The 25,839-nt window shown below is 72.8% G+C and carries 20 protein-coding genes; 5 read left to right on the forward strand and 15 right to left on the reverse strand.

Annotated elements, in window-relative coordinates; all coding sequences use genetic code 11:
- The first annotated feature begins 275 nt into the window (after positions 1-275).
- On the forward strand, positions 276-1,064 hold the full coding sequence (locus tag C4U03_RS04395) for a hypothetical protein (RefSeq protein ID WP_235017638.1): 789 nt from the start codon (positions 276-278) through the stop codon (positions 1,062-1,064).
- 77 nt (positions 1,065-1,141) lie between these two features.
- Here C4U03_RS04395 and ilvC read toward each other — a convergent pair whose 3' ends face one another.
- From ilvC to C4U03_RS04420, 5 genes are all read right to left on the reverse strand, one after another.
- Entirely contained in the window at positions 1,142-2,125 is a 984-nt protein-coding gene (gene ilvC, locus C4U03_RS04400; protein ID WP_103936915.1) for a ketol-acid reductoisomerase, read from the reverse strand.
- A 123-nt stretch (positions 2,126-2,248) separates the two neighbouring features.
- Positions 2,249-2,773, reverse strand: coding sequence for an acetolactate synthase small subunit (ilvN, locus tag C4U03_RS04405; protein ID WP_103936359.1), 525 nt, complete (start codon positions 2,771-2,773; stop codon positions 2,249-2,251).
- A gap of 51 nt (positions 2,774-2,824) precedes the next feature.
- Positions 2,825-4,570 (reverse strand): acetolactate synthase large subunit, encoded by a 1,746-nt coding sequence (locus tag C4U03_RS04410; protein WP_103936360.1) that lies wholly within the window; start codon positions 4,568-4,570, stop codon positions 2,825-2,827.
- A gap of 214 nt (positions 4,571-4,784) precedes the next feature.
- Entirely contained in the window at positions 4,785-7,829 is a 3,045-nt protein-coding gene (locus C4U03_RS04415; RefSeq protein ID WP_235017639.1) for a putative bifunctional diguanylate cyclase/phosphodiesterase, read from the reverse strand.
- A 410-nt stretch (positions 7,830-8,239) separates the two neighbouring features.
- Complete coding sequence (locus C4U03_RS04420) at positions 8,240-9,145, reverse strand: 2-hydroxyacid dehydrogenase (protein ID WP_200827050.1); 906 nt, start codon at positions 9,143-9,145, stop codon at positions 8,240-8,242.
- A gap of 82 nt (positions 9,146-9,227) precedes the next feature.
- Here C4U03_RS04420 and C4U03_RS04425 point away from each other — a divergent pair, with 82 nt between their 5' ends.
- Positions 9,228-10,352, forward strand: a complete 1,125-nt coding sequence (locus C4U03_RS04425; protein ID WP_103936361.1) for a PQQ-dependent sugar dehydrogenase — start codon at positions 9,228-9,230, stop codon at positions 10,350-10,352.
- Positions 10,353-10,553: 201 nt separating this feature from the next.
- Here the strand turns inward: C4U03_RS04425 and gatB are convergent, their stop codons facing one another.
- From gatB to gatC, 3 genes are read right to left on the reverse strand one after another with little or no spacing between them, the layout of a single operon-like run.
- Positions 10,554-12,059 carry an Asp-tRNA(Asn)/Glu-tRNA(Gln) amidotransferase subunit GatB gene (gene gatB, locus C4U03_RS04430; protein WP_200827051.1) on the reverse strand — a complete coding sequence of 502 codons (1,506 nt, stop codon included), beginning with the start codon at positions 12,057-12,059 and terminating at the stop codon, positions 10,554-10,556.
- Entirely contained in the window at positions 12,056-13,564 is a 1,509-nt protein-coding gene (gene gatA / locus C4U03_RS04435) for an Asp-tRNA(Asn)/Glu-tRNA(Gln) amidotransferase subunit GatA (RefSeq protein ID WP_103936362.1), read from the reverse strand. Before gatA ends, gatB begins: the two co-directional genes overlap by 4 nt.
- Positions 13,565-13,566: 2 nt before the next feature.
- Entirely contained in the window at positions 13,567-13,917 is a 351-nt protein-coding gene (gene gatC / locus C4U03_RS04440) for an Asp-tRNA(Asn)/Glu-tRNA(Gln) amidotransferase subunit GatC (RefSeq protein WP_103936363.1), read from the reverse strand.
- A 191-nt stretch (positions 13,918-14,108) separates the two neighbouring features.
- Here gatC and C4U03_RS04445 point away from each other — a divergent pair, with 191 nt between their 5' ends.
- Positions 14,109-14,372 (forward strand): DUF6458 family protein, encoded by a 264-nt coding sequence (locus C4U03_RS04445; protein WP_103936364.1) that lies wholly within the window; start codon positions 14,109-14,111, stop codon positions 14,370-14,372.
- Positions 14,373-14,561: 189 nt separating this feature from the next.
- Here C4U03_RS04445 and C4U03_RS04450 read toward each other — a convergent pair whose 3' ends face one another.
- The 5 genes from C4U03_RS04450 to mnmA all read right to left on the reverse strand — a co-directional run bounded on the left by C4U03_RS04450 (position 14,562) and on the right by mnmA (position 21,961).
- On the reverse strand, positions 14,562-16,610 hold the full coding sequence (locus tag C4U03_RS04450; RefSeq protein ID WP_103936365.1) for a putative bifunctional diguanylate cyclase/phosphodiesterase: 2,049 nt from the start codon (positions 16,608-16,610) through the stop codon (positions 14,562-14,564).
- A 186-nt stretch (positions 16,611-16,796) separates the two neighbouring features.
- The gene (gene ligA / locus C4U03_RS04455; protein ID WP_103936366.1) at positions 16,797-18,965 is read right to left on the reverse strand and encodes an NAD-dependent DNA ligase LigA; all 2,169 of its coding nucleotides are present in this window, start codon (positions 18,963-18,965) and stop codon (positions 16,797-16,799) included.
- A 50-nt stretch (positions 18,966-19,015) separates the two neighbouring features.
- Complete coding sequence (locus C4U03_RS04460; RefSeq protein WP_103936367.1) at positions 19,016-20,026, reverse strand: methionine synthase; 1,011 nt, start codon at positions 20,024-20,026, stop codon at positions 19,016-19,018.
- An 11-nt stretch (positions 20,027-20,037) separates the two neighbouring features.
- Entirely contained in the window at positions 20,038-20,862 is an 825-nt protein-coding gene (locus C4U03_RS04465; RefSeq protein WP_103936368.1) for an LLM class F420-dependent oxidoreductase, read from the reverse strand.
- Positions 20,863-20,884: 22 nt separating this feature from the next.
- Positions 20,885-21,961, reverse strand: coding sequence for a tRNA 2-thiouridine(34) synthase MnmA (mnmA, locus tag C4U03_RS04470; protein WP_103936369.1), 1,077 nt, complete (start codon positions 21,959-21,961; stop codon positions 20,885-20,887).
- Between the two features lie 112 nt (positions 21,962-22,073).
- Between mnmA and C4U03_RS04475 the strand changes: the two genes are divergently transcribed.
- Positions 22,074-23,111, forward strand: coding sequence for a DUF695 domain-containing protein (locus C4U03_RS04475; RefSeq protein WP_103936370.1), 1,038 nt, complete (start codon positions 22,074-22,076; stop codon positions 23,109-23,111).
- 7 nt (positions 23,112-23,118) lie between these two features.
- Here C4U03_RS04475 and C4U03_RS04480 read toward each other — a convergent pair whose 3' ends face one another.
- Positions 23,119-23,970: a DUF1206 domain-containing protein gene (locus C4U03_RS04480; RefSeq protein WP_103936371.1), complete on the reverse strand. Its 852-nt coding sequence runs from the start codon at positions 23,968-23,970 to the stop codon at positions 23,119-23,121.
- A gap of 82 nt (positions 23,971-24,052) precedes the next feature.
- Positions 24,053-25,219: a cysteine desulfurase family protein gene (locus tag C4U03_RS04485; protein ID WP_103936918.1), complete on the reverse strand. Its 1,167-nt coding sequence runs from the start codon at positions 25,217-25,219 to the stop codon at positions 24,053-24,055.
- Between the two features lie 85 nt (positions 25,220-25,304).
- Here C4U03_RS04485 and C4U03_RS04490 point away from each other — a divergent pair, with 85 nt between their 5' ends.
- On the forward strand, positions 25,305-25,832 hold the full coding sequence (locus C4U03_RS04490; protein WP_103936372.1) for a TetR/AcrR family transcriptional regulator: 528 nt from the start codon (positions 25,305-25,307) through the stop codon (positions 25,830-25,832).
- Positions 25,833-25,839: the final 7 nt, after the last annotated feature.

Below are 25,839 nucleotides of genomic sequence, written 5' to 3' on the forward strand. Positions count from 1 at the left end.
GTGCCGCCTGCCCGGCTCCGCCGGCACTTGCCCGAATGATATTGGCTTCCGCCGCCGGGCGGGCCGATTGCGGTCCATCCCAGGCCGGAACGTGACGTGTCGCAAAGGCGCGGTCCGGATCGGCGTGGACGGCCGGGCGCGCTCTCGTGGATCATGGAACCCCATGGTGGTGGGTGCTGCCGGCCCTCTCGACACGATCCCGGTTCTCCGGTCTGCGGGGCCCCGGAGCCCCTACCGTGACCCTGGCCTCATTCATACGGAATTCAGGAGACCTCTTGACTGCGGAACCGGAAGCGAGCGTGCTGCACGATGTCCTGCGCGTGTACGACCACCGGTTCCTCGGCCTCGACGGCCGGCAGCGCAGCCGGCTGGTGCAGGGCACCCGGCACGTCCTCGGCGACGGGCTGAGCGACGAGGTGCGCGCCGCGCTGCCGTCGGCGTACCGGATGCGCGCGTTCTGCATCCAGCACGGGCTGGACGACGAACTGGAACGGCTGATCCGCGACGAGACCGAGGGCAGGCGGAGCGGCGCCGTGGTCGTCGGCGGCCGGGTGTACGCCATCTACCCCTACCTGCGCGGGGTGCCGCGCAAGGACGCCGACATCACCGGCGAGGTGCAGGCCGGGCACCGGCTGGACGGGGTGCTGTGGCAGGGCGAGCGGCTGCGCGTGCGCGGCTGGGCGGCGCTGGAGCGGGTCGAGGCCCGCGAGGTGGTGACCGAGCTGATCCTGCGGGAGCGGACCGCCGGGACCGAGCACCGCTTTCCCACCACACCCTGGGAGTCGGGGTTCGAGGCGATGATCGAGTTCGCCGGGGTCGGGGCGGGCCGCTGGGACGCCTACGTGGCGGTGACCGTGCACGGGGTACGGCGGCGGGCGCGCTTCGGCAGGGTCCGCGACCCGCTGCTGCCGACTGAGCCCATGCCGCGCCGGATCCGCGTGCCGGAGGGGACCGTCGGCGCCACCGCGTACTTCACCAAGGGCGGCCACCTGGCGGTCAAGGTCGGCGGCGTACGGCGGCCCGTTCCGCTGCGCACCAGGATCCTGCGCCGGCTCACCCGCTGACGGGGAAGGGGTGTGGGGGCCGACCCCCACACCCCTCGCGGGTCACCGTGGGGAGATCCCCACGAACCGCGGGTCCCTCAGTCGTTCAGCCAGCTCATCATCGGGCGGAGCTTGGCGCCGGTCTGCTCGATCGGGTGGTTGCCGAGCTCCTCGCGGTACTTGAGGTGGTTGACCTGGCCGCCGTCGAACTCGGCCACCAACTCCCGGGCGAACTCGCCGGACTGGACCTCGGCCAGGATCTGCTTCATCGCGGCCTTGGTCTCGGCGGTGATCACGCGCGGGCCGCGGGTGTAGCCGCCGTACTCGGCGGTGTCCGACACCGACCAGTACATCTTCTGGATGCCGCCCTCGTACATGAGGTCGACGATCAGCTTCATCTCGTGCAGGCACTCGAAGTAGGCCACCTCCGGCTGGTAGCCGGCCTCGATCAGGGTCTCGAACCCGGCCTTGATCAGCTCGGAGACGCCGCCGCACAGCACGGCCTGCTCGCCGAACAGGTCGGTCTCGGTCTCCTCGGTGAAGGTGGTCTTGATGCCGCCGGCCCGCAGGCCGCCGATGCCCTTGGCGTACGACAGCACCAGCGGCCAGGCGTTGCCGCTGGCGTCGTTCTCGACGGCGACCAGCACCGGCACGCCGCGGCCGGCGGTGAACTGGCGGCGGACCAGGTGGCCCGGGCCCTTGGGCGCCACCATGGCGACGTCCACGCCCTGCGGGGCCTCGATGAGGCCGTAGCGGATGTTGAGGCCGTGGCCGAAGAACAGCGCGTCGCCCTCGACCAGCGCGGGCCTGATCTCGTTGTTGTACAGGTCGCGCTGGACGTGGTCGGGCGCCAGGATCATGATCAGGTCGGCCTCCTCGGCCGCCTCCGCGGGGGTGACCACCCGCAGCCCGTCGGCCTCGGCCTTCTCGCGGCTCGCCGAGCCCTCCTTGAGCCCGACCCGCACGTCCACGCCCGAGTCGCGCAGCGACAGCGCGTGCGCGTGGCCCTGGCTGCCGTAACCGATCACGGCCACGTGCCGGCCCTGGATGATGCTCAGGTCGGCATCGTTGTCGTAGAACATTTCAGCCACTTGCGTATGCCTCTCTATGGGTGAAGGGCCCGGGCGCCCGCAGCGGGACCTGGCGGCGGGTGGCCGCCCGGCCCGGCGCCGCGGAGCCCGGAAGGTCGCCCCGGGCGTGCGGGGTCAGGCGCTGCGGTCCAGCGCGCGCAGGGACCGGTCGGTGATGGAGCGGGCACCCCGGCCGATGGCCACCATGCCCGACTGCACCAGTTCCTTGATACCGAACGGCTCCAGCATGCGGATCAGGGCCTCCAGCTTGTCGCGGTTGCCGGTGGCCTCGACGGTGACCGCGTCGGGGGCCACGTCGACGACCTTGGCGCGGAAGAGCTGGACGGTCTCCAGCACCTGGGAGCGGGTCTCGGCGTCGGCGCGCACCTTGATCAGCACCAGCTCGCGCTGCACCGAGGACGAGGTGTCCAGCTCGACGATCTTCAGCACGTTGACCAGCTTGTTGAGCTGCTTGGTGACCTGCTCCAGCGGCAGCTCCTCCACGTTGACCACGATGGTCATCCGGGAGATCTCCGGGTGCTCGGTGGTACCCACCGCCAGCGAGTCGATGTTGAAGCCGCGCCGGGAGAACAGCGCCGCGACCCGGGCCAGGATGCCCGGCTTGTTCTCCACCAGCACCGAGAGCGTGTGACGGCTCATCGCGGGTCGGTCTCCTCTGTCTTGGGCGGGGTCGGTCGGGGCGGCATGGCGTCAGTCACCGTGCTCCCAGTCGGGCGCCAGATCGCGCGCGATCTTGATGTCGTCGTTGCTGGTCCCGGCGGCGACCATGGGCCACACCATGGCGTCCTGGTGGACGACGAAGTCGATGACCACCGGGGCGTCGTTGATCTCCATCGCCTTGCGGATGGTCTCCTCGACGTCCTCGGCGCGCTCGCAGCGCAGCCCCACGCAGCCGTAGGCCTCGGCCAGCTTGACGAAGTCGGGGATCCGGGTGGAGTGCAGGTTGGTGTTGGAGTAGCGCTCGTTGTAGAACAGCGTCTGCCACTGCCGGACCATGCCGAGGTTGCCGTTGTTGATGACGGCGATCTTGACCGGGATGCCCTCGATCGCGCAGGTGGCCAGCTCCTGGTTGGTCATCTGGAAGCAGCCGTCGCCGTCGATCGCCCAGACCTGGGCGTCCGGCGCGCCCACCTTGGCGCCCATCGCCGCCGGCACCGCGTAGCCCATGGTGCCCGCGCCGCCGGAGTTGAGGAACGCACCCGGCCGCTCGTACTTGATGAACTGGGCGGCCCACATCTGGTGCTGGCCGACGCCCGCCACGTAGTAGGCGTCCGGCCCGGCCATCCGGCCGATCTGCTCGATCACGTACTGCGGGGACAGCGAGCCGTCGGCCGGCCGGTCGTAGCCGAGCGGGTAGGTCTCGCGCCAGGCGTTGAGCTGCTTCCACCAGGCCGCGTAGTCGCCGCGCCGGCCGGCCTCGTGCTCGGCCTGCACCGCCACGATCAGGTCGGCGATGACCTCGCGGGCGTCGCCGACGATCGGCACGTCGGCGTGCCGGTTCTTGGAGATCTCGGCCGGATCGATGTCGGCGTGCACGACCTTGGCGTCCGGGGCGAAGCTGTCCAGCCGGCCGGTCACCCGGTCGTCGAAGCGGGCGCCCAGCGCCACCAGCAGGTCCGAGCGCTGCAGAGCGCCGACCGCGCCGACGTTGCCGTGCATGCCGGGCATGCCCATGTGCAGCGGGTGGCTGTCGGGCAGCGCGCCCTTGGCCATCAGGGTGGTGACCACCGGGGCGCCGGTCAGCTCGGCCAGCACCTTCAGCTCGGCCGCCGCGCCGGCCTTGATCACGCCGCCGCCGACGTACAGCACCGGCCGCCTGGCCTGCGACAGCAGCCGGGCCGCCTCGCGGACCTGCTTGGAGTGCGGGCGGGTCACCGGGCGGTAGCCGGGCAGCTGCATCGGCTCGGGCCAGGAGAACTCGAAGGTGGCCTGCAGGGCGTCCTTGGCGATGTCCACCAGGACGGGGCCCGGACGGCCGGTGGCGGCGATGTGGAACGCCTCGGCGATGGTGCGGCCGATGTCCCGGGCGTCCGTGACCAGGAAGTTGTGCTTGGTGATCGGCATCGTGATGCCGACGATGTCGGCCTCCTGGAAGGCGTCCGTGCCGATCGCCGCACTGGAGACCTGGCCGGTGATCGCCACGATCGGCACCGAGTCCATGTACGCGTCGGAGATCGGGGTCACCAGGTTGGTGGCGCCCGGCCCGCTGGTGGCCATGCACACCCCCACCTTGCCGGTGGCCATCGCGTAGCCCTGCGCGGCGTGCCCGGCGCCCTGCTCGTGCCGGACCAGGATGTGGCGCACCTTCTGGGAGTCGAAGAGGGGGTCGTAGGCCGGGAGGATCGCGCCCCCGGGGATGCCGAACACGGTGTCGACCCCGACGTTCTCCAGCGCCCGGATGAGCGCCTGAGCTCCCGTCATCTGCTCGGTCGTCATGCCTATTCCTTGGGATGGGAGGTGATCCTGGCCAACAAAAAACCCCTCGCGCCACAACGGCGGTCGAGGGGAGCGCGCAGGCGAGGCGACTCGGTCAGCCTGCGCGCCGACCAAGTACTACGAGAATCACGGAAATGCTCTGCACGGATACACCTTCGCCGAACCTCCGCCCCGGGGTCAAATCCGTGGACGCTTTATCCCACCATGTGAGACGTCAGCCCGGGGACAGGGCCGGCCCGTGCACCGGGACGCCCGGCCCCTCAGAGCCGCCCGGCCCGCCCGGCTTGTTCGGCGGCATGTCCGCGGCGGCGGTCAGATTGGTGCGCAGCAGCGACTCCGCCCGGCCCGCGGCCATCGGCCGGGCCACCAGGAAGCCCTGCCCGCGCGGGCATCCCATCTCCCGCAGCAGCTCCAGCTGCTCGGGACGCTCGATGCCCTCGGCCACCACGGTCAGCCCCAGATCGTGCCCCAGCCGCACAATGGTGCGGGTCAGCAGGGTCAGCGTCTCGTCGCGGCCCAGCCCGGCCACGAACGACGGATCGATCTTGATCACGTCCACCGGGAGCTGGCCCAGATAGGCCAGCGAGGCGTAGCCGGTGCCGAAGTCGTCGATGGCCAGCCGTACCCCCAGGTCGCGCAGGGCCGACAGCCGCTCGACGTTCTGCCCGACGTCCTCGACCAGGACCTCCTCCCTGACCTCCAGGGTGAGGGCCTGCGGCGGCAGCCCGGTCTCCGCCAGCGCCGCCGCCACCGACTCCACGAACCGGGGGGCGGCGATCTGGCGGGCGGTGAAGTTGACCGACAGGCCGACGTCCCATGACCCGGCACGCCAGCGGGCCACCTGCCGACACGCCTCCCGCAGCACCCAGTCGCCCAGCGGGATCATCAGCCCGGACTCCTCGGCCGGGCGGATGAAGTCCTGCGGCGGCACCGACTCGCTGCCGCGCCACCACCGCACCAGTGCCTCCACTCCCCGCACCCGGGATGTGGCCAGCTCGACCACGGGCTGGAACTCCACCGCGAACTGCTCCTCGGCCAGCGCCCGCTGCAGTTCGGCGCCGAGTTCCAGCCGCCGGACGACGTCGGCGTGCATGTGCGCGGCGAACACCTCCACGCGCCCGCCGCCCAGCTCCTTGGCGCGGGCCATGGCCAGGTCGCCGTTGCGGATCAGCTCCGGCCCGCTGCGCGGCCCCGGTTCACGGGAGACGGCGGCGTCGGTCGGGGCGCCGTCGGCGTCACCGCCGGTACCGGCGCCGGTGTCGGCCTCGGTATCGGTGTCGCTGCCGGTGTCGGCCTCGGTATCGGTGTCGCTGCCGGTGTCGGCCTCGGTGTCGGTGTCGGTGTCGCTGTCGGCGAAGGCGATGCCGACGCTGGCGCTCAGCACCACCTCTCGCTCACCGGCCCGGTACGGCTCGCCGTTCAGCACCCGCAGCAGCCGCTCGGCCAGCTCCACGACGGTGCGCGCCCCATCGGCGTTCTCCACCAGCACCGCGAACTCGTCGCCGCCCCAGCGGGCCACGGTGTCGTCGGCCTGCACGGCGGCGCGCAGCCTGCGGGCGGCCTGGGCCAGCACCTGGTCCCCGGCGGCGTGCCCGGCCGAGTCGTTGACGGCGGTGAACCCGTCCAGGTCGGCGAAGACCACGGCCACTCGGCCCGGCCCGGCCTCCCGGCCCACCACCTCGCGGACCCGTTCCTCGAAGTAGGCCCGGTTGGGCAGCCCGGTCAGCCCGTCGTGGAAGGTCAGATGGGTGACCTGGCGCTGCAGCGCGGCCTGCTCCGACAGGTCCCGGGTGGTGATCAGCACCCGGGAGGCGGTGTAGCGGGAGACGGTCGACTCGGTGGGCAGCCAGGTGCCGTCGGCGGCGCGCACCCGGCAGGCGATCCGCAGCGCCGCCCGGTCGGCCGCCAGGAACTCCAGGTAGACCTCCTCCACGTGCGGCAGGTCCTCAGGGTGGACGAACTCGGTCACCGAACGGCCCAGCAGGTCGCCCGGGACGTGCTCGTAGGTGCGGTGCGCCCCGTCGGAGACGTACTGCACCACCCCGGCCAAGTCGCAGATCAGCACCACGTCGTTGATGCTCTCGGCGAGCGCCCGGAAGTGCTCCTCGCCCGCGTTGGCCGCGTACCGCAGCCCCTCGTTCTCGCGCATGAGCCCGGCCAGCCGGGCCAGCATCACCAGCACGGCCGATCCGGCCACCAGGGAGACGACCGGTTCCAGGCCACGCGAGCCGGTCAGCGAGTGCCCTGCCACGAACAGCGCGGCGGCCGCCGCCACCGCGGCGGTGACCAGCCCGGGCCCGATCATCCGTCCCCGCGGCGGGCCGTCCTCGGCGGGGTCGGCGGCCTCCAGGTCGTCGGGCGCGGCCGGGGCGGTGCCGTCGTCCGCCGGCGCGGGCCGATCGGAGGCGGGCGCGGGCCGATCGGGGGCGGGCGAGGCCCAGGGGGCCAGGCCGAGCAACAGCAGCCCCACCACGCGCGCCGTGTCCCCCGGGTCACCGGACGGGACGCCCCCGCGCAGCCGGGCGACCATGGACACGATGTCGGCCACCACGAACGCGACCAGCGCCAGGTAGGCCGTCCAGGCGCCGGGCCGGTAGGCGCGGGCGGCGCCCAGCACGAACGGCAGCGCCCCGCACACCAGCATGGTGCCGACCAGCGGGTAAAGCAGCTCCGGCACGAACTCGGCGGGCGACTCCCCCGACAGGTGGTAGAGCCTGCCGAACTCCGCCACCCAGCCGAGCACGAACAGCGCCGCCACGCACACGTAGGTGTCGGCGACGTAGCGCACCCAGGGGCCGGCCTCCCGCGGTAGCCGTACCGGGACGATGAAACCGACGGTCAGCGCGGCGATGGCGGCCAGGTAGAACAGGTCCGCCAGCGACAGCGCCTCGGCGCTGCTGAGCAGGTCCGGGGAAGCCAGGCTGACCACGGCGCCGGCGAGCCAGCACCCGGCGGCAATGGCGAACCAGTTCCAGGAGTCGCGGCGCGGGTCGCGGCGGCCCCCCGGCGGTGGCCCGCCCCCGCCCGCCGCGCCGGGCTCGTCGTCCTCGGGACCGCCCCGTCGCGCCCGGAACGGTAGCGGGCGGATCGCGGCCAGCAGCGACCCGGCCACCGCGGCGGCGGCCACCGCCTCCACCCAGACCGGGATCGCCGGAGCGCCGCCGAGCAGCGAGCCGACGGTGACGAGCACGGCCATCAGCGCGACGGCACCGATCGGCACCACACGAGGCGGAAACCGCCTGGCGCTCTCGCCGCTCATCCGCCGCTCACTCTCTGCTGTCCGGGCCGTCGGCTCCAGGGAACCCACGCGCATCGACCGTCACCGACATAACGCAACTCGTGCGCAAGATCGTGCCCTGCCGCGCCGTCGGTGTCAGCGAAAGCCGGGGGTTACCGTCCCCGACGGGCACCCTGACGAGCGCCGCCCCCTCATTGGAGCCACCGGGCACCGGCCGGAGCCGGCGACATGGTCTCGGTCGTTGGTCTCACTACGGGATCACCGTGTCGCTCAATGTACGTTCCGTAGGTCACGGAGCGATTGAGGCTCAGCGTCCACCCGGCGACAACCCGACACGTCCCGTAGCCGGTTCGGCTCGGTTCGGCGCCGGTTGCCGGGGATCTGCCCGATACTGTTTTTTACTCTCCGTGACCGGATCCGGGATCGTCCGGTCACCGCCCGCTGATCACGTTGGCCAGCGGCTCACCAGCCAGATGGCGGCGGGCCTGCGCGCGGACCAGCCGGGCGACCCGGCGCGCGGAGGCCGCCGTGGAGCCCCCGACGTGCGGGGTGAGGAACACCCCCGGAGCCCGCCAGAGGGGGTGGCCGGGGGGCAGCGGCTCGGGATCGGTGACGTCCAGCGCCGCGCGCAGCCGCCCGGCCAACGTCTCGGCGACCAGCGCATCGGTGTCCACCACGGCGCCCCGGGCGGCGTTGACCAGCAGCGCGCCGTCCGGCATCCGGGCCAGCAGGCCGGCGTCGAACAGTCCCCGGGTCCGCGGGCCGGCCGGGACCAGCACCACCACCACGTCCGCCCGCGCCACCAGTTCGGGCAGGTCGTCCGGCCCGTGCACGCCCTGGCGGGGCCGCGAGGCCACCCGGGTGATCTCCACCTCGAACGGCGTCAGCCTGCGCTCGACGGCCTGCCCGATCGACCCGTACCCGACGATCAGCACCCGGGAGTCGGTGAGCACCCCGGGGTGGCGGTAGTCCCAGCGGCCCTCTCGCTGGGCGGCGGCGAACCCGGGGAAATCCCACTGGCTCGCGATGATCGCGCCCACCACCCACTCCGCGGTCCCGGCGTCGTGCGCGCCCCTGGCGTTACACAACGTCACCCCGTCGGGGAGGTGGGGCAGCACGTGGTCGAACCCCGCGGTCTGCAACTGCACCACCCGCAACCGTGGCATCAGCGCCATGACCTCCAGGCTCGCCGGTGACGGCAATAGCGCGGGAACGTAGAACTCGACCTCCGCCACCGAGGACGGCACGGCGCCCGCGTCCCACACCTCGATCTCAGCGCCGGGCAGATCGGCCACCGCGTCGGCGATGTCCCGTCTCGCCACCCACAACCTCGTCATGATCTGGATCGTACGAGGTGGCCTGCGAGGAACCACCTGGCCCGCACATCCGTATGTCACAGTGACGGAGAGGGGAGATCCCATGCCCATCGGCATTCGCAGGATCATCGCGCTCGGCGCGGCCACCACCGTGCTGGCCGGGTGCACGTCCGCTTCCGAAGGGGGCTCACGGACGCCGCCCCCGCTGCCGGCCGCCACGACCGGCGGCGGCTCCCCGGCCACCACGCGGGTCGCCGCTCCCGGCGAGCCCCGCGATCTGGTGACGGGGCTGAGCGTCCCCTGGGCGATCGCGTTCCTGCCCGGCGGGGACGCGCTGGTCACCGAACGTGACAGCGCCCGGCTGCTGCGGGTCACCCCGCGGGGGAGTGTCACCGAGGTCGGCAAGGTGCCGGGCGTGGTGCCCGGCGGCGAGGGCGGCCTGATGGGGGTGGCGGTCTCGCCGTCCTACGACCGGGACCGGTTCGTCTACCTGTACTTCACCGCGGCCGACGACAACCGGGTCGTCCGGTTCCGCTACGACGGGCGGCTGGCCGCGCCGCGGCCGATCGTCACCGGGATCCCCAAGGGCGCGAACCACAACGGCGGCCGGATCGCGTTCGGGCCCGACAAGATGCTCTACATCGGCACCGGCGAGATCTACCAGCGTGAACTCGCCCAGGACCGCGGCTCGCTGGGCGGCAAGATCCTGCGGGTGACCCCGGACGGCGGCCCCGCCCCCGGCAACCCGTTCTCCTCCCGCGTCTGGACCTACGGGCACCGCAACGTGCAGGGCCTGGCCTGGGACGACAAGGGACGGATGTACGCCACCGAGTTCGGGCAGGACCGCTTCGACGAGATCAACCTGATCGAGCGGGGCCACAACTACGGCTGGCCCGACGTGGAGGGCGTCCAGCAGGGACGGCGCAACACCCGGTACACCGACCCGCTGCTGACCTGGTCGACCGGCGAGGCGTCCCCATCCGGCCTGGCGTACGCGAGCGGGTCGCTGTGGGCGGCGGGACTGCGCGGGCGGCGGCTGTGGCAGGTGCCGGTGGACGCCGACGGCCGGGTCGGCCGCCCCATCGCGCACTACGAGGGTCGGTACGGGCGGCTGCGCGCGGTCGTACGGGCGCCGGACGGCTCACTGTGGGTCACCACCAGCAACAAGGACGGGCGCGGCGACCCCGCGCGGGGGGACGACCGCATCCTGGTCATCCCCCTGCGCTGAACGCGGCGCCCCGAGCGGCGACCACGGACCGCCGTGGCCGACCTGACGCCGCCCCGCAGAAAACCCCGGATCACCGCAGGCGACCGGACGCCGCTCCACGGAACACCCCGGATCGGCGCGGCCGACCTGACACCGCTCTGCGGGAGGCCCCGCAGAGCGGTGTCAGGCGACCCGTCGCGGTCGTCTGACGCGGCGGTACGGTCAGGACGCGCCGAGCCGTTCCAGGATCAGCTCGCGGGCGCGGGCGGCGTCGGCCTGCCCGCGGGTGGCCTTCATGACCGCGCCGACCAGGGCGCCGGCGGCGGCGACCTTGCCGGCCCGGACCTTGTCGGCCGCGGCGGCGTTGTCGGCGATCACCTGGTCCACGATGGCCGCCAGCTCGCCCTCGTCGCTGACCACCTTCAGGCCCCGGGCGGCCACCACCTCGTCGGGGCCGCCCTCACCGGCCAGCACGCCCTCGAAGACCTGGCGGGCCAGCTTGTCGTTGAGGGAGCCCTCGTCGATCAGCGCCTGGATCCGGGCCACCTGCTCGGGGGTGATGGGCAGCGCGGACAGCTCCACGCCCTGCTCGGTGGCCCGCCGCGACAGCTCGTTCATCCACCACTTGCGGGCCGGGCCGGGAGCGGCCCCGGCCTTGACGGTGTCCTCGATGAGGTCGAGCGCCCCGGCGTTGACCACGTCCCGCAGCTCCAGGTCCGACAGACCCCACTCGGCCTGCACCCGGCGGCGGCGGGCGGCCGGCAGCTCCGGCAAGGTGGCGCGCAGCTCCTCCACCCACTCCCGGGACGGCGCCATCGGCACCAGGTCGGGCTCGGGGAAGTAGCGGTAGTCCTGCGCCTCCTCCTTGCTGCGCCCGCTGGTGGTGGTGCCGGTGTCCTCGTGGAAGTGCCGGGTCTCCTGGACGATCCTGCCGCCGGCGTCCAGCACGCCCGCCTGCCGCTCGATCTCGTGGCGGACGGCCCGCTCGACCGAGCGCAGCGAGTTGACGTTCTTGGTCTCGGTGCGGGTGCCCCACTCGGCGGCGCCGCGCGGCATCAGCGACACGTTGATGTCGCAGCGCATGGAGCCCTCCTCCATGCGCACGTCCGAGACCCCCAGGGCGCGCACCAGCTCGCGCAGCTCGGTGGCGTAGGCGCGGGCCACCAGCGGCGCCCTGTCACCGGTCGCCGTGATCGGCTTGGTGACGATCTCCACCAGCGGAATGCCGGCCCGGTTGTAGTCCACCAGCGAATGGTCGGCCCCGTGGATGCGGCCGGTGGCGCCGCCGACGTGCAGCGACTTGCCGGTGTCCTCCTCCATGTGGACGCGCTCGATCTCCACCCGGTACGTCTCACCGTCCACCTCGACCTCCAGGTACCCGTCGACGCACAGCGGCTCGTCGTACTGGGAGATCTGGTAGTTCTTCGGCATGTCCGGATAGAAGTAGTTCTTGCGCGCGAACCGGCACCACTCCACGATCCGGCAGTTCAGCGCCAGGCCGATCTTGATGATGCCCTCGATCGCCGCCCGGTTGGTCACCGGCAGCGAGCCTGGCAGCCCCAGGCACACCGGGCACACCTGCGTGTTGGGCGGCGCGCCGAACGTGGTTGCGCAGCCGCAGAACATCTTCGAGGCCGTCCCCAGCTCGATGTGGGTCTCCACACCCAGCACCGGCTCGTACCTCGCCAGCGCCTCCTCGTAGGGCACCAGCGACGGGGTCGTGGTCATCGGTCCGCCTCCGCGAGTTCGGGGGCCTTGGCCAGCAGGGGGCCGCCCCAGCGGTCTTCCAGGGCGCGCTCGACGGCGGCGCCGACCCGGTAGACGCGGTCGTCGGCCAGGGTCGGGGCCATGATCTGCAGGCCGACCGGCAGGCCGTCGTCCGACAGGCCGCACGGGACCGAGATCGCCGCGTTGCCGGCCAGGTTGGCCGGGATGGTGGCCAGGTCGGCCAGGTACATCGCCATCGGGTCGTCCACCCGGTCGCCGATCGGGAACGCCGTGGTGGGGGTGGTCGGTGACACCAGCACGTCCACCTGCTCGAAGGCCGCGTCGAAGTCGCGGGTGATCAGCGTGCGGACCTGCTGGGCCTTGCCGTAGTAGGCGTCGTAGTAGCCCGACGACAGCGCGTAGGTGCCCAGCATGATGCGCCGCTTGACCTCAGGGCCGAAGCCCTCCGCCCGGGTGAGCGCCATGACCTCCTCGGCGCTGCGGGTGCCGTCGTCGCCGACCCGCAGCCCGTAGCGCATCGCGTCGAAGCGGGCCAGGTTGGACGAGCACTCCGATGGGGCGATCAGGTAGTAGGCGGGCAGCGCGTAGCCGAAGTGCGGGCAGGAGACCTCGACGACCTTGGCGCCCAGCGACTCCAGCAGCTCCACCGAGTCGTTGAAGCGGGCCAGCACGCCCGGCTGGTAGCCCTCGCCGCCCAGCTCCCGGACCACGCCGACCCGCAGCCCGGCCACGTCGCCGCGGCGGGCGGCCTCCACCACCGGCGGCACCGGTCGGTCGATCGAGGTGGAGTCCATCGGGTCGTGGCCGGAGAACGCCTCGTGCAGCAGCGCGGCGTCCAGCACGTTGCGGGCGAACGGGCCCGGGGTGTCCAGCGAGGACGCGAACGCGATCAGCCCGTACCGCGAGGAGCCGCCGTAGGTGGGCTTGACGCCGACGATGCCGGTCACGGCGGCCGGCTGCCGGATGGAGCCGCCGGTGTCGGTGCCGGTGGCCAGCGGCGCCTCGTAGGCGGCGACCGCGGCCGACGAGCCGCCGGACGAGCCGCCGGGGATGCGCGAGGTGTCCCACGGGTTGCGGGTAGGGCCGTAGGCGCTGTTCTCGGTGGAGGAGCCCATCGCGAACTCGTCCATGTTGGTCTTACCGATGATCACCAGCCCGGCCGCGCGCAGCCGCGCGGTGATCGTGGCGTCGTACGGGGGCCGCCAGCCCTGCAGGATCCTCGACCCGGCGGTGGTGGGCATGTCGGCGGTGGTGAACACGTCCTTGTGCGCGATCGGCACCCCGGCCAGCGGGCCGAGCCGCTCGCCGGCCGCCCGGCGCTCGTCCACCGCCCGCGCCTGCGCCAGCGTGGTCTCGGCGTCGACGTGCAGGAACGCCCTGACCTCGCCGTCCACCGCGGCGATCCGGTCCAGATGGGCCTGCGCGACGTCCACTGCCGACACCTGCCCGGAGGCGATCAGCTCCGCCAGTTCGGCGGCGCTCCTGCGGGTCAGCTCACCGCTCATGCTCACGCCTCCTCTCCCAGGATCCGCGGTACGCGGAAACGCTGCTCCTCGGCGGCCGGGGCCTCGGCCAGCGCCTGCTCGGGGGCGAGCGACGGGCGGACCTCGTCGGGCCGGAAGACGTTCGTGATCGGCAGCGCGTGCGAGGTCGGCGGGATGTCCTGCGCCGCGACCTGCTGCACCCGCGCGACCGCGGAGATGATCTCGTCCAGCTGGGCGGCGAAGTGGCCGAGCTCGTCCTCGCCCAGCGCCAGCCTGGACAGCCGGGCGAGGTGGGCCACCTCGTCCCGGGTGATGGCGGACCCGGTGGAGGCTGCGCCTGGGGCGGCTCCGCCGGCGGCGCGCTCATTAGACATGTCGGAAGCCGTTTCTGCGATCGGTCGGATCGATTGGGTTCGCCGCCATCCTATGGGCCCGCACCTGCCGCCTCCGAATGCTTTGCCCGAGATCACGCGTGGCGCACGTCCAGGTCACCGCATGCGGCCGTTTGAGACGCGCCCAGCGGGAACGCTTGTGCCGAACCCCCGAAGGAAGAGAGGAGAGCCCCGTGACCATCGGAGGCAGCCTCGCCCTCATCATCATCGGCGCCATCCTGGCCTACGCCGTCGACTTCGACCTCAGCGGCCTGGACATCAGGGTCGTCGGCGTGATCCTGATGATCGGCGGTCTGGTCGGGCTGATCATCGGCCTGGTCCGGCTGGCCACGGCACGGCGCCGTACCGCACCCCCGCCCGGCGCCGCGGTACGCGAGGAGCGCTACTACCAGGAGCCGTCGGCCTACGACGACCCCGCCCGCCGTCACGGCTACTGAGTGCGGCGGACCCTCCCATGACACCGGCGGAGCCGGTCGACCGAGAAACCCGAGGTGCCCGGTGCCGCCCCAGCGCAGGGGACGGCACCGGGCACATCGCGTGATCCGGCCGCCCCGCTCGACAAGCCGGGCGGCGGCCCTGCTCGTTCACCGGCGCGGTGTCCCTCGGATCGGGGACGGTGTCAGGGGTCAGGCGGCGGGTTCGGGGGCGCGTTCCATGTGGCGGCGCAGCCAGTCGGTGGCCGTCGCGGCGTCCATCGGACGGCCGTACAGCCAGCCCTGGGCCGCCTCGCAGCCCAGCTCGCGCAGCAACTGAGCGGTCTTGGCGTCCTCCACGCCCTCGGCCACCGAACGCAGGCCCAGGGTGCGGGTGAGCTCGATGATGGAGCGGACGATGACCGCGTCGTCGGCACCGTGGGCCAGCTGGGACACGAACGAGGAGTCGATCTTGACCTCCTCCACCGGCAGCCGCTTGAGCCGCACCAGCGAGGAGTAGCCGGTGCCGAAGTCGTCCAGGCTGAGCGGCACGCCCAGCTCGGCCAGCGCGCCCAGGGTCTCGGCGGCGTAGGCGGGCTCGTGGGTGAGCACCCGCTCGGTGATCTCCAGCTGCAGGGCATGCGGCGGCAGGCCGTGCCGGGCCAGGCCCTCGCGGACGGCCTCGGCCAGCCCGATGTCCAGCAGGTCGCGGCCGGAGGCGTTCACCCCGATCTGCACGGTCAGCCCGTCCCGCCACCAGGCGGCGGCCTGGGCGAGGGCGGTCTCCATCACGTGCTGGCTGATCGAGCGCATCAGGTAGGTCTGCTCGGCGATGGGCAGGAAGCGGCCCGGGTGCAGCAGCCCCCGCTCGGGATGGCGCCAGCGCAGCAACGCCTCCAGGCCCACCGGCCGGCCGTCGGTCAGCGAGACTTTGGGCTGGAAGTGCAGCTCCAGCTCGCCCCGGTCGATCGCGCGGCGCAGGTCGCCGAGCATGCCGAGCCGGGCCGGGGAGTTGCGGTCCTTGGCCGGCGAGTAGACCTCCACGCCGCCGCGGCTCTCCTTGGCCACGTACATGGCCACGTCCGCGCGCTGCAGCAGCGACTCGAAGTCGGTGGCGTGGTCGGGGTGCAGGGCGATGCCGACGCTGGCCTCCAGGTCGAACGACAGGCCCTCCAGCCGTACCGGCTCGCTGAGCGCGGCCCGCAGCCGGGCGGCGACCTCGCGGGCGGCCTGCTCGTCGCGGACGGTGGGCAGCAGCACCGCGAACTCGTCGCCGCCCAGCCTGGCCACCAGGTCGCCGGGCCGCACGCTGTGGGTCAGCCGGTGCGCGACGATCCGCAGCAGCCGGTCGCCGGTGGCGTGACCGAGGGTGTCGTTGACCTCCTTGAAGCGGTCCAGGTCCAGCAGGAACAGCCCGGTCCGGGCGCCGCCCGCCGCGGCCAGGGCCTCCTGGGTGCGCACGGTCAGCAGCTTGCGGTTGGGCAGGCCGGTCAGCCCGTCGTGCCGGGCCTGGTGCTCACGGCGCACCGACACCGAGGCGTTCAGGTAGACCGCGACGAACGGCAGCGCGATGAGCGGAACGAACGCCGCCGAGCGGTCCATGGTGATCACCACCAGCGGGGCCAGCGCCAGCAGCGCCACGTGCACCAGCACCTGGTAGCCCAGGTCCCAGCGCAGCGCCCGCAGCAGCGAGACCCGCTCGTGCAGCGCCACCGCCGCGCACACGAACGTGTCGTTGCAGACGAAGTAGGCGGCGCCGGCCAGCGCGATGGGCAGCAGGTCGGCGCCCTCGGGCACCCACAGCCGGCCGGGGGCGGGCGCGGCGTCGATGCCGAACAGCCGCAGCACCAGCGCCGCGGCGGTCAGGCTCAACGTGAACTGGGCGATGTTGAAGGCGGTGCGGTGCGCCGCGTGCCGGTGGAAGACCCCGCAGGCGACCACGGCCAGGGCCTGCAGCAGGGCCGCCACCGGCAGCCCGGCGTACAGCAGGGCGGCGAAGGAGAACGTGGCGGAGGTGGCGGTGCCGTTGTTGTGCTCGGCCGAGCCGGTCGTGACGATCGGCCGCAGTTCGCCGAAGACGATGAAGCAGCCCAGTATCCAGAACACCGGGTTGCCGGCCAGTGCGTCCAGATCGGCGCGGGTCATCCCGCACAGCGCCACGGCGAAGGCGGCGGCCCCGACGCCGATGACGACGGCGAAGTAGATCCACAGCGGGGATCCGCGCCGCGGCGTCGTGTTCCGCGTGTTGTTCGGGTCCTTCATCACGGCCTCAGGAAGGGAGACAGGTGGAGATGATGAGGGTACGGCCTTTGCTCAACTTCGCGAAACCGATTGCGTACGTTCCGTTATGGGCGAACTCGTCGAATCCTACCCCATCATCACCATTGGGTAGTTACCCCGCGGCTCTGGGTGACAACCTGCTGTTCGTCCGCGCGTCGTCACGGCGCGCTACCCGTCCTCCGCCACGGTTACGGCCTTGGCCGCTTCCGGCCCCTGCTTCAGCAGCACCTCGAACCCGCCCTCGTCCAGCACGGGAACGCCCAGCTTGACCGCCTTGTCGTACTTCGATCCCGGATTGTCGCCCACCACGACGAAGCCCGTCTTCTTCGACACCGCACCGGTGACCTTGCCGCCCAGCGCCAGCACCGCCTCGGTGGCCGAGTCCCGGCTGTGCCGCTCCAGCGAGCCGGTGATCACCACGGTGACACCCTCCAGCGGGCGCGGCCCGCCGGCCCCCTCGTCGGCCATCCGCACCCCGGCGGCCCGCCACTTGTCGATGATCTCGCGGTGCCAGTCCTCGGCGAACCAGCGCTTGATCGAGGCGGCGATGGTCGGGCCGACCCCGTCGACCGCGGCCAGTTCCTCCTCGGAGGCGTTCATGATCGCGTCCATCGAGCCGAAGTCGCGGGCCAGGCTGCGCGCCGCCTTGGGCCCGACATGGCGGATCGACAGCGCCACCAGCACCCGCCACAGCGGCTGGGTCTTGGCCTTCTCCAGCTCGGCGAACAGGATCTCGACGGTCTTCTTGGGCTCGCCCTCCTTGTTGGCGAAGAAGGTCACCACCTTCTGCTCGCCGGTCCTCTCGTCGATCTTGGGCAGTCCGGTGCGCTGCTCGCGGACCACCGTCCTGATCGGCAGCAGCCGGTCGACCGTGAGGTGGAACAGATCGCCCTCGTTGCGCACCGGCGGGTCGGCCGGCTCCAGCGGCTGGGTCAGCGCGGTCGCCGCGACGTAGCCCAGCGCCTCGATGTCCAGGGCGTTGCGGCCGGCCACGAAGAACAGCCGCTCGCGCAGCTGGCCGGGGCAGTACCGGGCGTTGGGGCAACGGATGTCCACGTCGCCCTCCTTCTCGTAGGCCAGCGTGGTGCCGCACTCGGGGCACTCGGCGGGCATCTGGAACTCGCGCTCCGAGCCGTCCCGCAGCGCGGTCACCGGGGCGACGATCTCCGGGATCACGTCGCCGGCCTTGCGCAGCACCACCGTGTCGCCGATCAGCACGCCCTTGCGCTTGACCTCGCTGGCGTTGTGCAGCGTCGCATACGCCACCGTGGACCCGGCCACCTGGACCGGCTCCATCACCCCGTAGGGGGTGATCCGCCCGGTGCGCCCGACGCCCACCTTGATGTCGAGCAGCTTGGTGTTGACCTCCTCGGGCGGGTACTTGTAGGCGATCGCCCAGCGCGGCGCCCGCGTGGTGGAGCCCAGCCGGCGCTGCAGCGCGAGCTGGTCGACCTTGACCACCACGCCGTCGATCTCGTAGGCGGGCTCGTGCCGGTGCTCGCCGTAGTGCTCGATGTACTCGCGCACCCGCCCCAGATCGCCGAAGACCTGGTACAGATCGCTGACCGGCAGGCCCCAACCGCGCATCAGCTCGTACGCCTCGGCCTGGCTGCGCGGCTGCTCACGGCCCTCCCAGGCGCCGAAACCGTGCACCAGCATGCTGAGCGGGCGCTGCGCGGTGACCCGCGGGTCCTTCTGCCGCAGCGAGCCGGCGGCGGCGTTGCGCGGGTTGGCGAACGGCTCGCGGCCCTGCTCCACCATCGTGGCGTTGATCCGCTCGAACACCTCGACCGGCAGGAACACCTCGCCGCGCACCTCCAGCACCCGCGGCCAGCCCTCGCCCGCCAGCCGGGCCGGGACGGCGTCGATGGTGCGGATGTTGTTGGTGACGTCCTCACCGGTGCGCCCGTCGCCCCGGGTGGCCCCGCGCACCAGTCTGCCGTCGCGGTACACCAGCGCGATCGCCAGTCCGTCGATCTTGAGCTCGCACAGGTAGGAGGCGTCCTCGCCGACCTCCCTGAGCACCCGCTCGCCCCAGGCCGCCAGCTCCTCGGCGTTCATCGCGTTGTCGAGGCTGAGCATCGGCTCCAGATGCTCGACCGTCTCGAACTCGGTGATGATCGGCGCCCCGACCCGCTGGGTCGGCGAGTCGGGGGTGACCAGCTCCGGGTGCCGCTCCTCGATGTCACGCAGCTCGCGCATCATCCGGTCGTAGTCGGCGTCGCTCAGCGTCGGCCGGTCCAGCACGTAGTAGCGGTAGTTGGCCTCGTTGACCAGCTCGCTCAACTCCGCGTGCCGCTGCGCCGCCTCGGTGGAGGTGCCCTCGCTCAAGCTCATGGCCCTATTCTTGCGCCCGCCACGGACATCGCCGCGGCACGGGCGCCGGGCTATTCGGGGGCCTCGTGCAGGGTGCGGGCCACCTCACGGCAGCGGGTCAGGGCGGCGCGGACGTAGCGCGGGGAGGCGCCCGCCAGGCCGCAGGAGGGAGTGATCACGACCTGCCGGCCGAGCCGGGACTCGGGGAAGCCCAGACGCCGCCACAGCTCCCGGACCGGTGCGGCGGTGGCCTGCAGCGGCGGCAGCGCGGTGTCGGTGCCGGGCAGGACGCCCAGGAACAGGGCGATCCCGGCGTCGATGGCCTCCCCGATCGGGTCGTCGTCGCGGCCCGGGACCAGGCTCAGGTCGACGGACAGTCCCTTGGCGCCGGCCCCGCGCAGCAGCGCGTACGGCACCCGGCGCGCGCAGCAGTGCACCAGCGGCCAGGCGTCGGCGGCCTCGATGACCCGGCGCAGCCCGTCCTGGGCCGACGGCTCCTCGACGGCCCGCAGCCTGGCGAAACCGCTGGCAGTGGGAACGGTCCCGGCCAGCACGGCGGGCAGGCCGGGCTCATCCAGCTGGAGCAGGATCTGCGCCCCCGGCACCCGCCGGCGGACCTCGGCGACGTGCTGGGCGACGCCCTCCGACAGCGAGGCGATGAGGTCGCGCACCGCGCCCGGGTCCTTCAGCACGCGGTCGCCGTGCGGCAGCTCGATGGAGGCGGCGAGCGTCCACGGGCCGCACACCTGGATCTTCAGCGGCCCCTCGTGGGAGCCCGCCAGCTCCTCCAGCGCGTCCAGGTCACGGGACCTGTGGTCGTGGGCGCGGCGCAGGTCGCGGCCGGGCCGGTCGGCGAACCGCCACCCGGACGGCTGCAGCTCCACCGGCAGCTCCACCAGCAGCCCGGCGGTACGGCCCGTCAGATCGGCCCCGGGGCCCCGGCCGGGCAGCTCGGGCAGGTGCGGCAGCCCGGGCAGCTCGCCGAGCACCACACGCAGCGTCTCCGCGGGGTCCTGCCCGGGATAGGAGCCGATGCCGGTCGCGGTGCCCGGCGACCATGGGAAGTTCACTGTCTGCGCCACATTCCCCCACTCTAGGGGGAGATCAGCTTCGCGATCTTGTCGAGGCGGGTCAGGGTGGGCTCCTCCGGCTCGGTGGGCAGGTTGAACAGCACCTGGTCCACCCCGGCGGCGCTCAGCTCCGCCACGGCCTCCTGCTTGGGCGGCACCCCGAAGACGTACACCGGCAGCCGGCGCCCGGCGCGCTCGCGCAACTCGGCGATCTGGGTGGCCAGGTTCGCGGTGTTGCGGCCGTAGATCGGCATCCAGCCGTCGCCGAACTCGACCACCCGGTCGAAGGTGGTGGGACCCGAGCCGCCGATCAGCACCGGCGGATGCGGCCGCTGCACCGGCTTGGGGTAGGAGCGCACGGGGTCGAAGTTCACGAACTCGCCGTGGAACTCGGCCTCGTCCTCGGTCCACAACTCCTTGACCGCCAGCACCCGTTCGCGCAGCAGCGCCATCCGGGTCCTGGGGTCGGTGCCGTGGTTGCGGATCTCCTCGCGGAGCCAGCCCCCGCCGACGCCCATGATCGCCCGGCCGCCGGAGATCCGGTCCAGCGAGGCGACCTCCTTGGCGAGCAGGAACGGGTCCCGCTGGATCACCAGGGCGATGCCGGTGCCGACCCGCAGCCGCTCGGTGACCGTCGCGGCGGCGGTCAGCGTCACGAACGGGTCGAACGTGCGGTAGTACCAGCGCGGCAGCTCCCCGCCGCCCGGATAGGGCGTCTGCCGGTCGACGGGGATGTGGGTGTGCTCCGCCACGAACAGCGACGCGAAACCGCGCTCCTCCAGGGCGCGGCCGAGCGCCGCCGGGCCGATGCCCTCGTCGGTGACGAAGGTGGAGATTCCGAATTCCATGACGGGACCGTACCCCGGAGTCTCAGGCGGGCACGCGCGTGGTGAGGGCGATGGTGGCCGACCCGATGACCCGGTCCCCGTCGTACAGGACGGCGGCCTGCCCCTTGGCCACGCCGCGCGCCGGCCTGCGCAGCCTGATGCGCACCCGGTCGCCGTCCGGCTCGGCGGTGCACTCGTACACCTCACCGTGCGCGCGCAACTGCACGTGGCAGTCCCGCGGCCCGGTCAGGGGCGGCGCGAGCCACACGGGCCGCTCCCCCACGATCTCGTCCACGTCCAGGGCCTCGCGGGGGCCCACGGTCACGGTGTTGTCCACCGGGGAGATGTCGAGCACATAGCGGGGCCTGCCGTCGGGGGCGGGGTGGCCGATCCGCAGGCCCTTGCGCTGGCCGACGGTGTAGGCGTACGCACCCTGGTGCTCGCCGACGACCTCGCCGGAGGTGTCCACGATCGGGCCGGGGGCGGTGCCGAGCCGCTCGGCCAGGAACGCCCGGGTGTCGCCGTCGGAGATGAAGCAGATGTCGTGGCTGTCGGGCTTGTCGGCGACCCGCAGCCCGCGGCGCTCGGCCTCGCGGCGGATGTCGGCCTTGGTGGTGTCGCCGAGTGGGAACATGGCGTGCGCCAGCTGCTCGGGGGTGCACACGGCCAGCACGTACGACTGGTCCTTGCCCTCGTCCACCCCGCGGCGCAGCACGCCGTCCTCCAGGCGGGCGTAGTGGCCGGTGCAGACCGCGTCGAAGCCCAGCGCCAGCGCCCGGTCCAGCAGCGCGGCGAACTTGATCTTCTCGTTGCAGCGCAGGCAGGGGTTGGGGGTGCGGCCGGCGGCGTACTCCGCCACGAAGTCGGCCACCACGTCGCGGTCGAACCGCTCGGCCAGGTCCCACACGTAGAACGGGATGCCGATCACGTCGGCGGCCCGGCGGGCGTCCCGCGAGTCCTCCAGTGTGCAGCAGCCCCGCGCCCCCGTCCGGTAGGACTGGGGGTTGCTCGACAGGGCCATGTGGACGCCGGTGACCTCGTGTCCGGCCTCGGCCGCGCGGGCGGCGGCCACCGCTGAGTCGACGCCGCCCGACATGGCGGCCAGTACGCGCAAAGTCATGACCTCCCAAGGCTACGCGGTGCCCGGCGGGCGCCGCTCGCCCGAAGAGACGCGCAACACATCGCCGGGCGGCCCGCCGCCCAGGTCCGCGGCGCAATACGATTGATCCGCTATGGGAATCTTCCGTCGCCCACGGGACGCGTCCCGCTCGACGCCACTGCCCGCGATCACCGAGTTCTGGGATTGGTGGGCCCAGGCCCGGCCGCGGATCGAGGCCGCGCTGGGCGAGGGGCTGTCGGCCGACCTGGTCGAGGAGCTGTCGCTGCGGATCCACCGGATCCATCCGGAGCTGCAGTGGGAGCTCGGCCGGCCCGACGACGGCGCCCCGGCGCTGACCGTCAGCGGCGGCGGCTCGGCGGAGCTGCGCGGGCTGGCCGAGCGCTGGCTGCGAGCCGCGCCCGCCGACACCGCCGGCTGGTCGCTGCACGCCGCCCGGCAGCCCGACCCGGAGATGCTGGGGCAGCGGCTGGTGCTGGGCGACCACGAGTTCGACCTGGAGTACGTGCGGATGGGCATGCGGGTGGACAACGCGCGGGCCCGCATCCATGTCGCCGCCTACCATCCGGACTTCCTGTTCGTGCCCGAGGAGGCACGGGTGCAGGTGGCCCTGCACGTGCTGGACTGGGCGCTGGGCGAGGACGACGTGGCCCGCTGGGTCGGCGAGGTGACGGCGGTCGCCGAGCCGCCGATGGACTCGCTGCCACCCGGCATGCTGCCGGCGGTGGTGGGCCAGGTGTCCGAGCCGTTCCGGGAGCCGACCTGGCTGTCGGGCGAGGGCCGCACACCGCGCGGCCATCCGGCGCGGCTGGGCGCGCGATTCCCGCTGCACCGCCAGGACCATCCGCTGTGCGACCTGCACGTGGCGCTGTCGGTGCCGTACGCGCACAGCAATCCCGACCGGCTGCCGGTGGAGCCGTCCGCCTCGGCGTTGCGCGACCTGGAGAAGAAGCTGGACGATCTGGGTCCGGGCGCGGTGCTGGCGGTCCGGGAGACCGGGGACGGCCTGCGGGTGTTCCACCTGTACGCCGACCCGGACTCCGGTGTGCTGGCCCGGCTGGACCAGCTGGCGGCGGGCTGGCCGGAGGGCAAGGCCAAGGTGGCCTCGACCCCCGACCCGGGCTGGCGGGCCCTGGCCCCGTACCAGCCGTAGCCCCCGCCTACCGGCCGGAGCGGACGACCTCGATCTTGCGCCAGCGGGCCTCGCAGAACGTGTAGAGCCCGTAGGTGACCAGGCCCAGGGCGACGGCCACCAGTGCCCACGGCCCGGCCGGGGTGTCGGCGAACTCGCGCAGCGTGCCGTCCACGCCCTTGGCCTTGTCGGGGTCGAAGGTGATCGCCGAGTGCGCCAGGAAGACGCCCACCGCCCCGAAGACCAGGCCGCGGGCGCTGCGGCCGACGATGCCGAGCACCTTGACGGTCTTGCGGGTGCGCGAGCTCATCTGCCCGGTGTTGAGCTTGTCGAGGAACTTGCGGCGGGCGGCGTTGACGATGTTGCCGACGCCCCAGCCGACGAAGCCCAGGCCCACGGCCAGCACCAGCCACCGGCCGCCCGGCTCGGCCATCGCCTTGGCGGTGAACTCCTTGGACTGGTCATCGCTGGAGGAGGTGCCCTGGCCGAGCACGAACGCCAGGATCGCCAGGCAGCTCACCGTGTAGAAGACGGCCCGGGCGAGCGAGGCCAGCCGCTTGGTGGCCTTGCGGCCGTCCGGGCCAGGCTGCCCATAGGCGCTTTCGGCGTACCGCCACAGGGCCAGCCCCGCGAACCCGATCACCAGCAGCCACAGCACGACGGTGCCGCCGGGCTTGTCGGCGACGGTCTGCAGCGCGCCGCTCTTGTCGGCCTCCTCCCCGGTGTCACCCAGGCCGATCTGCACCGCCAGCAGCCCGATCAACAGGTAGATCACGCCCTTGGCCGCCAGCCCGGCCCGGGAGAGCCGGTGGAACAGCGGATGTCCCGCCGCCTGCCGTCCGGCCCGTCTGACGTCGTTTCCCGCCATGCCCACTGCCATCCCGGTTACCTCCTTGCGAAGAACGGCAAGCGGGTGCCCGGTCAAGAAAGGGTCAAACAAATGCCACGTGGCAGGGGGTGGATCAGCTGAGGCCGGCCCGGCGGGCGCGCTCCACTACGGGGCCGATGGCCTCGGCGAGCGCGGCCACGTCGGCCTCGGTGGAAGTGTGGCCGAGGCTGAAGCGCAGCGAGCCGCGGGCGCGTTCGGGACCGGCGCCCATCGCCAGCAGCACATGGCTGGGCTGCGCCACCCCGGCCGAGCAGGCCGAGCCGGTCGAGCACTCGATGCCCCGGGCGTCCAGCAGCATCAGCAGCGCGTCGCCCTCGCAGCCGGGGAACGACAGGTGCGCGTTGCCTGGCAGCCGGTGCACGGGGTCCCCGTTGAGGACGGCGTCGGGGACCGCCGCCATGACACGGGCGATCAGCTCGTCGCGCAGCGCGGACAGGCTCCGGGCCTGCTCCTCCCACCGGGAGGCGGTGATCTCGACGGCCGCGGCGAGCCCGGCGATGGCGGGGGTGTCCAGGGTGCCGGAGCGCACGTCGCGCTCCTGGCCGCCGCCGTGCAGCACCGGGACCGGGTCGGTGCCCTTGGCCAGCAGCAGCACGCCCACTCCCAGCGGCCCGCCGAGCTTGTGCCCGGACAGGGTGAGGGCGTGCGCGCCGGAGCCGGCGAAGGCGACCGGAAGCTGGGCCGCGGCCTGGACCGCGTCGGTGTGGAACGGGATGCCGTGCTCGCGGGCCAGCGCCGCCAGCTCGGCGACCGGCTGCACGGTGCCCACCTCGTTGTTGGCCCACATGACGGTGATGAGGGCGATGTCGTCACCGCCGCCGGGGCCGATCATCTCGCGCACGGCGGCGGGGTCGACGCGGCCGAGCCCGTCCACCGGGATCCACTCCACCTGCGCGCCCTCGTGGTCGGCCAGCCACTGCACCGCGTCCAGCACGGCATGGTGCTCGACGGCGCCGGCCAGCACCCGGACTCGGGCCGGATCGGCGGCGCGGCGAGCCCAGAAGATGCCCTTGACGGCCAGGTTGTCGGCCTCGGTGCCGCCACCGGTGAAGATCACCTCGCTGGGGCGGGCGTCGAAGGCCCCGGCGATGATCTCGCGGGACTCCTCCACGATCCGGCGGGCGCGCCGGCCCACGGCGTGCAGGGAGGAGGGGTTGCCGAGCCTGCCCAGCTCGGCGGTCATCGCCTCGACGGCCTCCGGCAGCATGGGGGTGGTCGCGGCATGGTCGAGGTAGGTCACCACGCCGTCCACACTAGCCGCGCGGCCTGGGTTCGCCGCCCGCGACCTTGCTACTGTACCGTCCGGACGGTACAGTAGCCGCACCATGAAACGTGAGGCCCTCCTGGACGCCGCCGAGTGCGTGCTGTTCGAGCACGGCACCCAGGCGCTGACGCTGGCCGCCGTCGCCGAGCGCGCCGGGGTCAGCAAAGGCGGGCTGCTCTACCACTTCCCCACCAAGGAAGCCCTGATCAAGGCCATGGTCACCCGGGTCATCGAGGAGTTCGACGACCTGGTGGCCCGGTACGACGACGGGTCCCCGGGGTCCTATACCCGGGCCTACGTCGAGGCCACCTTCGAGGTGATGGCCGGCCAGGAGGCCACCCGGACCCGGCGACGATGGTCGGCGATCACCGCCGCGGCCGCCGATCCGGAGCTGATCGCGCCGCTGCGCGAGGCGATGGCCCGCTGGCACCGGATCGACCCCGGCCGCGAGCCCGACCCGGTCGCCTCGGCGGTGATCCGGCTGGCCGCCGAGGGGCTGTGGGAAGTGATCAGCCACGCGCCGGACGCGTTCGGCGCCGGGCAACTGGCGGCGCTCAAACGGCGCCTGCTGGAGATGGTGAGCCCCTAGCCCCTCC

This window comes from Thermomonospora echinospora (genome assembly GCF_900108175.1).
Taxonomy (GTDB): Bacteria; Actinomycetota; Actinomycetes; order Streptosporangiales; family Streptosporangiaceae; genus Thermomonospora; species Thermomonospora echinospora.

What these genes read in the sequence shown, in the direction of transcription:
- ilvC (WP_103936915.1), bottom strand. Translation starts at nt 2,125, where the DNA reads ATGTTCTACGACAACGATGCCGACCTGAGCATCATCCAGGGCCGGCAC.
- ilvN (WP_103936359.1), bottom strand. Translation starts at nt 2,773, where the DNA reads ATGAGCCGTCACACGCTCTCGGTGCTGGTGGAGAACAAGCCGGGCATC.
- C4U03_RS04410 (WP_103936360.1), bottom strand. Translation starts at nt 4,570, where the DNA reads ATGACGACCGAGCAGATGACGGGAGCTCAGGCGCTCATCCGGGCGCTG.
- C4U03_RS04415 (WP_235017639.1), bottom strand. Translation starts at nt 7,829, where the DNA reads ATGAGCGGCGAGAGCGCCAGGCGGTTTCCGCCTCGTGTGGTGCCGATC.
- C4U03_RS04420 (WP_200827050.1), bottom strand. Translation starts at nt 9,145, where the DNA reads ATGACGAGGTTGTGGGTGGCGAGACGGGACATCGCCGACGCGGTGGCC.
- C4U03_RS04425 (WP_103936361.1), top strand. Translation starts at nt 9,228, where the DNA reads ATGCCCATCGGCATTCGCAGGATCATCGCGCTCGGCGCGGCCACCACC.
- gatB (WP_200827051.1), bottom strand. Translation starts at nt 12,059, where the DNA reads ATGACCACGACCCCGTCGCTGGTGCCCTACGAGGAGGCGCTGGCGAGG.
- gatA (WP_103936362.1), bottom strand. Translation starts at nt 13,564, where the DNA reads ATGAGCGGTGAGCTGACCCGCAGGAGCGCCGCCGAACTGGCGGAGCTG.
- gatC (WP_103936363.1), bottom strand. Translation starts at nt 13,917, where the DNA reads ATGTCTAATGAGCGCGCCGCCGGCGGAGCCGCCCCAGGCGCAGCCTCC.
- C4U03_RS04450 (WP_103936365.1), bottom strand. Translation starts at nt 16,610, where the DNA reads ATGAAGGACCCGAACAACACGCGGAACACGACGCCGCGGCGCGGATCC.
- ligA (WP_103936366.1), bottom strand. Translation starts at nt 18,965, where the DNA reads ATGAGCTTGAGCGAGGGCACCTCCACCGAGGCGGCGCAGCGGCACGCG.
- C4U03_RS04465 (WP_103936368.1), bottom strand. Translation starts at nt 20,862, where the DNA reads ATGGAATTCGGAATCTCCACCTTCGTCACCGACGAGGGCATCGGCCCG.
- mnmA (WP_103936369.1), bottom strand. Translation starts at nt 21,961, where the DNA reads ATGACTTTGCGCGTACTGGCCGCCATGTCGGGCGGCGTCGACTCAGCG.
- C4U03_RS04475 (WP_103936370.1), top strand. Translation starts at nt 22,074, where the DNA reads ATGGGAATCTTCCGTCGCCCACGGGACGCGTCCCGCTCGACGCCACTG.
- C4U03_RS04480 (WP_103936371.1), bottom strand. Translation starts at nt 23,970, where the DNA reads ATGGCAGTGGGCATGGCGGGAAACGACGTCAGACGGGCCGGACGGCAG.
- C4U03_RS04490 (WP_103936372.1), top strand. Translation starts at nt 25,305, where the DNA reads ATGAAACGTGAGGCCCTCCTGGACGCCGCCGAGTGCGTGCTGTTCGAG.